This window comes from Micromonospora sp. NPDC005205 (assembly GCF_040608275.1).
In the GTDB taxonomy this organism is placed as follows: domain Bacteria; phylum Actinomycetota; class Actinomycetes; order Mycobacteriales; family Micromonosporaceae; genus Micromonospora.
On record NZ_JBEXHV010000003.1, the window covers coordinates 1 to 8,550 of the forward strand.

Consider the following 8,550-nt stretch of genomic DNA (forward strand, 5'->3'; position numbering starts at 1 on the left):
TCCGCCCAGGGCATGCCGGACGTCGGGTCAGGACTCCCCGCACCGCTGCCGCGACGGCGATCGTTGCTGACATCCCCCCGTGTCGCAGGAGCGGCACCTCAGACCTCTTCGACCGAGCTCGGCTCGCGCCGGGACAGGTCGATGCCCAGCTCCTCAGCGGCCCGGAACACCTCGTCGTCGGTCTCGCGCATTTCCAGGGCCACACCGTCGCTGGAGAGCACCTCAACGTTGAGGCACAGCGACTGCAGCTCCTTGAGCAGCACCTTGAACGACTCCGGGATGCCCGGCTCCGGGATGTTCTCGCCCTTGACGATGGCCTCGTAGACCTTCACTCGGCCGAGCACGTCGTCGGACTTGATCGTGAGTAGCTCCTGCAGGGCGTAGGCAGCGCCGTACGCCTGCATCGCCCAGCACTCCATCTCACCGAAACGCTGACCACCGAACTGCGCCTTACCACCCAGCGGCTGCTGCGTGATCATCGAGTACGGGCCGGTCGAGCGAGCGTGGATCTTGTCGTCGACCAGGTGGTTGAGCTTCAGGATGTAGACGTAGCCGACCGCGATCGGGTCCGGCAGAGGCTCACCGGAACGACCGTCGAAGAGCTGCGCCTTGCCGGTACGGCCGATCAGCTGCTTGCCGTCCCGGTTGGGCAGGGTCGACTCGAGCAGACCGGAGATCTCCTCCTCGCGGGCACCGTCGAAGACCGGGGTGGCCACGTTGGTGTCGCCCTCGGACTCGTGCGCGTCGATCGAGCGGAGCTGGCGCTTCCACTCGGTGTCGTCGCCCTCGACCTTCCAACCGGTCTTGGCGACCCAACCGAGGTGGGTCTCCAGCACCTGGCCGATGTTCATCCGGCTCGGCACACCGAGCGGGTTGAGCACGATGTCGACCGGGGTGCCGTCCTCGAGGAACGGCATGTCCTCGACCGGCAGGATCTTCGAGATGACGCCCTTGTTGCCGTGCCGGCCGGCGAGCTTGTCGCCGTCCTGGATCTTGCGCTTCTGGGCGACGTAGACCCGGACCAGCTCGTTGACACCCGGCGGCAACTCGTCGCCGTCCTCGCGGGAGAACGTGCGCACACCGATGACCGTGCCGGTCTCGCCGTGCGGCACCTTCAGCGAGGTGTCCCGAACCTCACGCGCCTTCTCACCGAAGATCGCGCGGAGCAGGCGCTCCTCCGGGGTCAGCTCGGTCTCACCCTTGGGCGTGACCTTGCCGACCAGGATGTCACCGGGGACCACCTCGGCGCCGATCCGGATGATGCCGCGCTCGTCGAGGTCAGCGAGCATTTCCTCGCTGACGTTCGGGATGTCGCGGGTGATCTCCTCCGGACCGAGCTTGGTGTCCCGAGCGTCGACCTCGTGCTCCTCGATGTGGATCGAGGTGAGCACGTCCTGCTGCACGAGGCGCTGCGACAGGATGATCGCGTCCTCGTAGTTGTGGCCCTCCCAGCACATGAACGCCACCAACAGGTTGCGTCCGAGCGCCATCTCGCCCTCGTCGGTACACGGACCGTCGGCGATGACCTGACCGGCCTCGACGCGGTCGCCCTCGAAGACGACCGGCTTCTGGTTGACGCAGGAGCCGGCGTTGGAGCGGCGGAACTTGTGCAGCAGGTACGTCCGGCGGTGGCCGTCATCCTGGTGGATGGTGACGTAGTCGGCGCAGAGATCCTCGATCACACCGCCGACCTCGGCGACCACCACGTCGCCAGCGTCGACAGCGGCCCGGTACTCCATGCCCGTACCCACGAGCGGCGCCTCGGCCTTGACCAGGGGCACCGCCTGGCGCTGCATGTTCGCGCCCATCAGTGCCCGGTTGGCGTCGTCGTGCTCGAGGAACGGGATCATGGCGGTCGCGACCGAGGTCATCTGCCGGGGCGAGACGTCCATGTAGTCGACGGCGCCGGGGACGACGTCCTCGGTCTCGCCGCCCTTACGACGGCAGAGCACCCGGTCCTCGGCGAACGTGCCGTCAGCCTTCAGGCGCGCGTTGGCCTGGGCCTTGACGAACCGGTCCTCCTCGTCCGCGGTCAGGTAGTCGATCTGGTCGGTGACCCGACCCTCGACGACCTTCCGGTACGGCGTCTCGATGAAGCCGAACGGGTTGACCCGGGCGAAGGTGGACAGCGCGCCGATCAGGCCGATGTTCGGGCCTTCCGGCGTCTCGATCGGGCACATCCGGCCGTAGTGGGACGGGTGCACGTCGCGGACCTCGAAGCCGGCCCGCTCCCGGGACAGACCACCCGGGCCGAGCGCGCTCAGCCGACGCCGGTGGGTCAGGCCCGCCAGCGGGTTGGTCTGGTCCATGAACTGGGACAGCTGGGACGTCCCGAAGAACTCCTTGATCGCCGCCACCACCGGGCGGATGTTGATCAGGGTCTGCGGGGTGATCGCCTCGACGTCCTGCGTGGTCATCCGCTCGCGGACGACCCGCTCCATCCGGGACAGGCCGACCCGAACCTGGTTCTGGATCAGCTCACCCACGGTACGGAGGCGCCGGTTGCCGAAGTGGTCGATGTCGTCGGCCTCGTAGCCGTCCTCACCGGCGTGCAGCCGGCACAGGTACTCCACGGTGGCGACGATGTCGTCCTCGGTCAGCGTGCCGGTGGTGATCGGCACGCCCACTTCGAGCTTCTTGTTGAACTTGTAGCGCCCGACCTTGGCGACGTCGTACCTCTTCGGGTTGAAGAAGAGGTTGTCGAGCAGGGTCTGGGCGTTCTCGCGCGTCGGCGGCTCGCCAGGGCGCAGCTTGCGGTAGATGTCGAGCAGAGCCTCGTCGGCGCCGGCGATGTGGTCCTTCTCGAGCGTGGTCATCATCAGCTCGGACCAGCCGAACTTCTCACGAATTCGCTCGGCCGACCATCCGATGGCCTTGAGCAGGACGGTGACGGCCTGCCGACGCTTGCGGTCGATGCGTACGCCGACCGTGTCGCGCTTATCGATGTCGAACTCCAGCCAGGCACCCCGACTCGGGATGACCTTGACGCTGGAGAGGTCGCGGTCGGAGGTCTTGTCCGGCTCTTTGGAGAAATACACGCCCGGAGACCGGACGAGCTGACTGACCACGACGCGCTCGGTGCCGTTGATGACGAAGGTGCCCTTGGGCGTCATCATCGGGAAGTCACCCATGAACACCGTCTGGCTCTTGATCTCGCCAGTGGTGTTGTTGGTGAACTCCGCGGTCACGAAGAGCGGAGCGCAGTAGGTCAGGTCCTTCTCCTTGCACTCCTCGATCGAGGCCTTGACCTCGTCGAAGCGCGGCGCAGAGAAGGAAAGTGACATGGTGCCGGAGAAGTCCTCAATGGGACTGATCTCTTCAAGGATCTCCGCGAGACCCGAGCGTGCGTGCGGGTCGTCCGCCGACCGGCCCTGCCAACCCTCGTTGCCGACGAGCCAGTCGAAGGACTCGTTTTGGATGGCAAGGAGGTTGGGGACCTCGAGGTGTTCGGTGATCCTGCCGAATGAAACTCGGCGGGGAGCGAATGCGCTCGACGTACGACTGGTCTTCGCAGGGCGGGAAGCTGCCAAGATGCGTCCTTCCGAGGACCGGTGCTGCAGAACGGCTGGTACGCGTGCACTCCAATGACCCCACCAGAAATATCCGTAAACGGACATTTCCGAGCAGGGGTCAAGTCGGAAGGCAGCGCAAACTAGCAGTGTAGCCGAGAGGCTAACCGCTGTCCAGCCCACCCCGCAGGTTGTTTGCGGAGCGTGCCTCGGCCCCCGTCAACCGGGGTCTGCCGGGCCGCTCAGAACGCAACTCCCCACTGGGCCGCTCGGGTTACAGCGGCTGATGGTGCCGTCGCTGTCATACCCACGTCGTGGCCGTCGCAAGCGCGGTGTCTTGCTGGTGTCAGCGTGCCTGGCAGCCCCGGGCCGCGTCAAGGGCCGGCATCCCGGTTGTCCCCTGTTTCCCACTGGAGGGCGACCCGCCACGCTCGTTCGGCTCAAGGGTACCCATGGTCGGAGCCCAGCTCAGGACCGGTCGTAGCCAGATCCACAAATACGGCGGGCGGTGATCCGTGTCGGATCACCGCCCGCCGCGACGCGATGGTGTCCCAGCTCACGAGCCGGGTACGCGTTTGTGGAACGTCAGGTCACTTGAGGGTGACCTTGGCGCCCTCACCCTCGAGCTTGGCCTTCGCCTTCTCGGCGGTCTCCTTGTTGACCTTCTCCAGGATGGCCTTCGGCGCGGCCTCGACCGCGTCCTTGGCCTCCTTGAGGCCCAGGCCGGTCAGCTCACGCACGACCTTGATGACCTGGATCTTCTTGCCACCGTCAGCCTCGAGGATGACGTCGAACTCGTCCTGCTCCGGCTCGGCCTCGGCCGCAGCGCCACCGGCACCACCGGCAGCGGCAACCGCGACCGGAGCAGCGGCGGTGACCTCGAAGGTCGTCTCGAACTGCTTCACGAACTCAGAGAGCTCGATCAGCGTCATCTCCTTGAACGCGTCGAGCAGCTCGTCGGTGCTGAGCTTCGCCATATCTGGCGTCCTTTCCTGATTCTGTTAAGTAAAGAACTGGTGCGCCGTGGGGGCCTCAGGCCGCCTCGGCGCCCTCCTTCTCGCGCTTGTCCTGCAGTGCAGCCGCCAGACGGGCGGTCTTCGACAGCGGGGCCTGGAACAGGGCCGCGGCCTTGCTCAGGTTGCCCTTCATCGCGCCGGCCAGCTTGGCCAGCAGCACCTCGCGGGACTCCAGGTCGGCAAGCTTCGTGACCTCGGCCGCGGTGATGGCCTTGCCCTCGAAGACACCGCCCTTGATGACGAGCTTCGGGTTGGCCTTCGCGAAGTCGCGAAGCCCCTTCGCCGCCTCGACGACGTCGCCCGAAACGAAAGTCAGCGCGGTAGGACCGGTGAACAGCTCGTCGAGGCCGGTGATGCCCGCGTCCGTCGCAGCACGCTTGGCCAGCGTGTTCTTCGCGACCGTGTAGCTGGTGTCGGCGCCGAGCGAGCGCCGAAGCTGGGTGAGCTGGGAAACCGTCAGACCGCGGTACTCGGTCAGCACGGTGGCGCCCGAGCTGCGGAAGCTCTCGGTCAGCTCAGCGACGGCCGTGGCCTTGTCGGCCCGGATCGGCTTGTCCGCCATGTCCCTCCTCTCTCGTTACTCGAGGCTGGTCCCCGTCTCGGCCGAAGCCGGAACGGGGGCGGAGGCAGCGCGACAACGAAAAAGCCCCGGCGCAGGGCGCACGGGGCGAGGGCCGGCGGATCGTCATGGTCGGCGGACCATGCTCACTGCCGAGTTACGCTTGCCGCCCTACGCGGGTCGCCCGTTGTCGCGGGACCTTCGACCGTGCCGAAGCACGATGACCAGCGGTCTCTGGGTGGTTCCTCATCCATGAGAACACGGATGACGGTCTGAAGAGTACGCGCCCAGCTCACCAGCGCCAAATCGCCCCTGGTGAGCTGGGTCACCGTTCGGGTCAGCCCTGTGCCCGCCGACGCCACAGGTAGCCGCCGACGACCGCGGCGCTCCAGGCCAGCGCCCACCCGCTCAAGCCCAGCACTGTCAGCGCGGCGGCCTCGCCGCCGGTGGTGCGAGCGGCGGCCATGATTGGCGGTGCCAGCCAGGGCGCCACCGAGCCGGTCAGGCCGAACACCACAGCCCCGACCCCGCCGAGGGCCAACACCGCGACGCCGTACCCGGCGCCGCCCACCGACGCCCGGCTGGCCAGCGCCCCAAGAGCAACCGCAGCGGGTACGACCAGCACGTGCGCCCACAATCCCAGCGCGAGCCCGACCGGAATCGACCGGTCCCCCGGGTCGACCGGGCCGGACACCCCGCCGACCAGCCACGGAAAGAGCAGCGCGACGGCCACCGTCACCAGCGCCGCCACCGCGGCGGCGAGCAGCCCGGCCAACCGCTCCCGGGCCACTCCGACAGTCACCTGCGCCAGCCGACGCTGCACGTCCGGCTCGACATCCAAGAGGATCTTGGTCTGCCAGGCGAGCACCGGGAAGAGCACCACCGCGGAGACCCCGTACGCCTCCGCCGGCTGGGCGCGACCACCGCCGTAGAGGGTCCCGAGCGTGATCAGGCCGGCGAGCAACGGCGCCAACGCCCGGCCGGTTCGCAGGAAACCGGCCAACCGCATCCGGACCAGGGCGCTCACCGGGTCTCCCCCGCTGCCGACTCGACAGCCGCGTCGGCGGTGTCCGGCCGGCCCGCTGTCAACTCCCCGGCCATCCCGAGCGACGGCTCGGCGGGTCGGGCGGCACCGGCCGACCGGAGCGGCTCGACGGGTAGGGCCTGGGACGCGGCGGTGGAGGCGTCGGAGCGTACCCGCAGCACCTGATGGCCCTCGGCGCGCAACCGGGCGACGGTGCCGGCGACCCGCGCGGCCGGCACCGCGACCTCGACCACCGCGATCGTCTCGCCCGTCGACGACGTCTCCTCGGAGAGCGAGCCGTCGGCCACCAGCCAGCGGCGCGCGGCCGGGAGCCGGACCGTCTCGCCACGATGGTCGCTGACCAGGACGGACCCGTCGGCGGCGAGCACCTCGGCGATCAGCTCGGGCACCAACTCACGGGTGGCGGCGTCCAGCCCCTCCCACGGCTCGTCGAGCACCAGCAGGCCCGGTGGGCGCAGCAGCGCCTGGGCGAGGCCGACCTTCTGCGCGGTGCCCTTGGACAGCTCCGGCAACCGGACCGAGCGGAAGGCGGACAGCCCGAGCCGGTCCGTCCAGGAGGTCACCGCGTCGTCGGCCGCGGCCCTGCCCAACCCCGCCACCCGGGCCATCCCGGTCAGATAGCGGGTCACCGTGAACGGTTGGTCCGCGGGGAAACGCTCCGGCACCCAGCCCACCCGCGCCGGCCGGCCGGTGACCTGGCCACGGCCCGGGCGGAGGACCCCCGCGGCTATCTGGAGCAGTGTCGACTTGCCCACCCCGTTGCGACCCAGCACGATCGCCACCTCGCCGGGACCGATCCGCGCGTCGATGTCGTGCAGCACCCACGGACCGCGCCGGTGGTACCGCAACCAGACGTTCTCCAGCCGCATGGCGTCGAGCCTGCCACACCTCGAACGCGCCGGGGCGCCGCCACGGTCGTGGCGGCGCCCCGGTGGAGCGAACTGTCGACTCAGGCGTCGGCCTGGTCCTCCCGAAGGTTCTTCACCAGGTTCGGGTCGACCGGGACGCCCGGGCCCATCGTGGTGGTCAGGATGACCTTGCGGAGGTACTTGCCCTTGGCCGCAGACGGCTTGGCACGCAGCACCTCGTCGAGCACCGCAGCGTAGTTGTCCACCAGCTGGGTCTCCGTGAAGGAGGCCTTGCCGATGATCAGGTGCAGGTTGGAGTGCTTGTCCACCCGGAAGGTGATCTTGCCGCCCTTGATGTCCGACACCGCCTTGGTGACGTCCATGGTCACCGTGCCGGTCTTCGGGTTCGGCATGAGACCGCGCGGGCCCAGGATCCGCGCGATCCGGCCGATCTTGGCCATCTGGTCCGGCGTGGCGATCGCCGCGTCGAAGTCGAGCCAACCACCCTGGATGCGGGCGACCAGCTCATCGGTGCCCACCTCGTCCGCACCCGCGGCGGCGGCCTCTTCGGCCTTCGCGCCGCTGGCGAACACGATCACGCGGGCGGTCTTACCGGTGCCGTGCGGCAGGTTGACCACGCCGCGGACCATCTGGTCCGCCTTGCGGGGGTCGACGCCGAGGCGCATGGCGACCTCGACCGTGGCGTCGAACTTGACGTTGGTGGTCTCCTTGGCCAGCTTCACGGCCTCGGTGGGGGTGTAGAGCTTCGACCGGTCGATGACATCGGCGGCCTTGCGGTAGCTCTTGCTGCGCTGCATTGCTGATTACTCCTGTGGTCTCTGGCGGGCCGCTCGGCGCGAACCCTCCCACGGTCGGAACGAAGGTCGGGGCCGACGTCAGTCGTTGACGGTGATGCCCATCGACCGGGCGGTGCCGGCGATGATCTTCTCGGCCTGGGCGATGTCGTTGGCGTTGAGATCGGCCATCTTCTTCTCGGCGATCTCACGCAGCTGGGCGCGGCTGACCGAGCCGACCTTCTCGGACTGCGGAACACCCGAGCCCTTCTGCACACCGGCGGCCTTGATCAGCAGCCGGGCGGCGGGCGGGGTCTTCAACACGAACGAGAAGGACCGGTCCTCGAACACGCTGATCTCGGCGGGGACGATGTCGCCCCGCTGAGACTCGGTCTGCGCGTTGTAGGACTTGCAGAACTCCATGATGTTGACGCCGTGCTGGCCGAGCGCGGGGCCGACCGGCGGCGCCGGCGTGGCCTGGCCCGCCGGCAACTGAAGCGTGAACGTCTTGACGAGCTTCTTCTTCGGAGGCATGTCACTTCCTGGGGCTTGGAGCTGGGAAAATGCGGCTGTCGCCGCCCTCGGGCGCGCACGGTCAGCGCGGTGCGACAGCGGCGACATTCAAGAGTAGCGCAGGCCGCAGCCCACTCGTCCGCCGAGGTCGAGCGAGAGCGCGTACGCCGACGTCGGGGGGGGGGGGGGGGCCCCCCCCCCCCCCCAAAAAAAAAATGGAAAACGGATAAAATTAAAGAAAACAAGAGAAAAAACACCCAAAAAAA

At 68.3% G+C, this 8,550-nt stretch carries 7 protein-coding genes; all 7 read right to left on the minus strand.

Going from position 1 to position 8,550, the window contains the following annotated elements; all coding sequences use genetic code 11:
* Nucleotides 1–98 precede the first annotated feature (98 nt).
* The 7 genes from ABZU43_RS07335 to rplK all read right to left on the minus strand — a co-directional run bounded on the left by ABZU43_RS07335 (nt 99) and on the right by rplK (nt 8,305).
* Nucleotides 99–3,530 (minus strand): DNA-directed RNA polymerase subunit beta, encoded by a 3,432-nt coding sequence (locus ABZU43_RS07335; protein ID WP_355005678.1) that lies wholly within the window; start codon nt 3,528–3,530, stop codon nt 99–101.
* A 569-nt stretch (nt 3,531–4,099) separates the two neighbouring features.
* Entirely contained in the window at nt 4,100–4,486 is a 387-nt protein-coding gene (gene rplL, locus ABZU43_RS07340; protein ID WP_355005679.1) for a 50S ribosomal protein L7/L12, read from the minus strand.
* 55 nt (nt 4,487–4,541) lie between these two features.
* The gene (gene rplJ, locus ABZU43_RS07345; RefSeq protein ID WP_112584808.1) at nt 4,542–5,087 is read right to left on the minus strand and encodes a 50S ribosomal protein L10; all 546 of its coding nucleotides are present in this window, start codon (nt 5,085–5,087) and stop codon (nt 4,542–4,544) included.
* Between the two features lie 334 nt (nt 5,088–5,421).
* Nucleotides 5,422–6,111, minus strand: coding sequence for a hypothetical protein (locus ABZU43_RS07350; RefSeq protein ID WP_355005680.1), 690 nt, complete (start codon nt 6,109–6,111; stop codon nt 5,422–5,424).
* Complete coding sequence (locus tag ABZU43_RS07355; protein WP_355005681.1) at nt 6,108–6,998, minus strand: ATP-binding cassette domain-containing protein; 891 nt, start codon at nt 6,996–6,998, stop codon at nt 6,108–6,110. The genes ABZU43_RS07350 and ABZU43_RS07355 overlap by 4 nt, the downstream gene beginning before the upstream one ends.
* Before the next feature lie 80 nt (nt 6,999–7,078).
* Nucleotides 7,079–7,795, minus strand: a complete 717-nt coding sequence (rplA, locus tag ABZU43_RS07360; RefSeq protein ID WP_238667528.1) for a 50S ribosomal protein L1 — start codon at nt 7,793–7,795, stop codon at nt 7,079–7,081.
* 78 nt (nt 7,796–7,873) lie between these two features.
* Entirely contained in the window at nt 7,874–8,305 is a 432-nt protein-coding gene (rplK, locus tag ABZU43_RS07365; protein WP_354946522.1) for a 50S ribosomal protein L11, read from the minus strand.
* Between the last annotated feature and the right edge of the window lie 245 nt (nt 8,306–8,550).

What these genes read in the sequence shown, in the direction of transcription:
- rplJ (WP_112584808.1), bottom strand. Translation starts at nt 5,087, where the DNA reads ATGGCGGACAAGCCGATCCGGGCCGACAAGGCCACGGCCGTCGCTGAG.
- rplK (WP_354946522.1), bottom strand. Translation starts at nt 8,305, where the DNA reads ATGCCTCCGAAGAAGAAGCTCGTCAAGACGTTCACGCTTCAGTTGCCG.
- ABZU43_RS07355 (WP_355005681.1), bottom strand. Translation starts at nt 6,998, where the DNA reads ATGCGGCTGGAGAACGTCTGGTTGCGGTACCACCGGCGCGGTCCGTGG.
- rplL (WP_355005679.1), bottom strand. Translation starts at nt 4,486, where the DNA reads ATGGCGAAGCTCAGCACCGACGAGCTGCTCGACGCGTTCAAGGAGATG.
- rplA (WP_238667528.1), bottom strand. Translation starts at nt 7,795, where the DNA reads ATGCAGCGCAGCAAGAGCTACCGCAAGGCCGCCGATGTCATCGACCGG.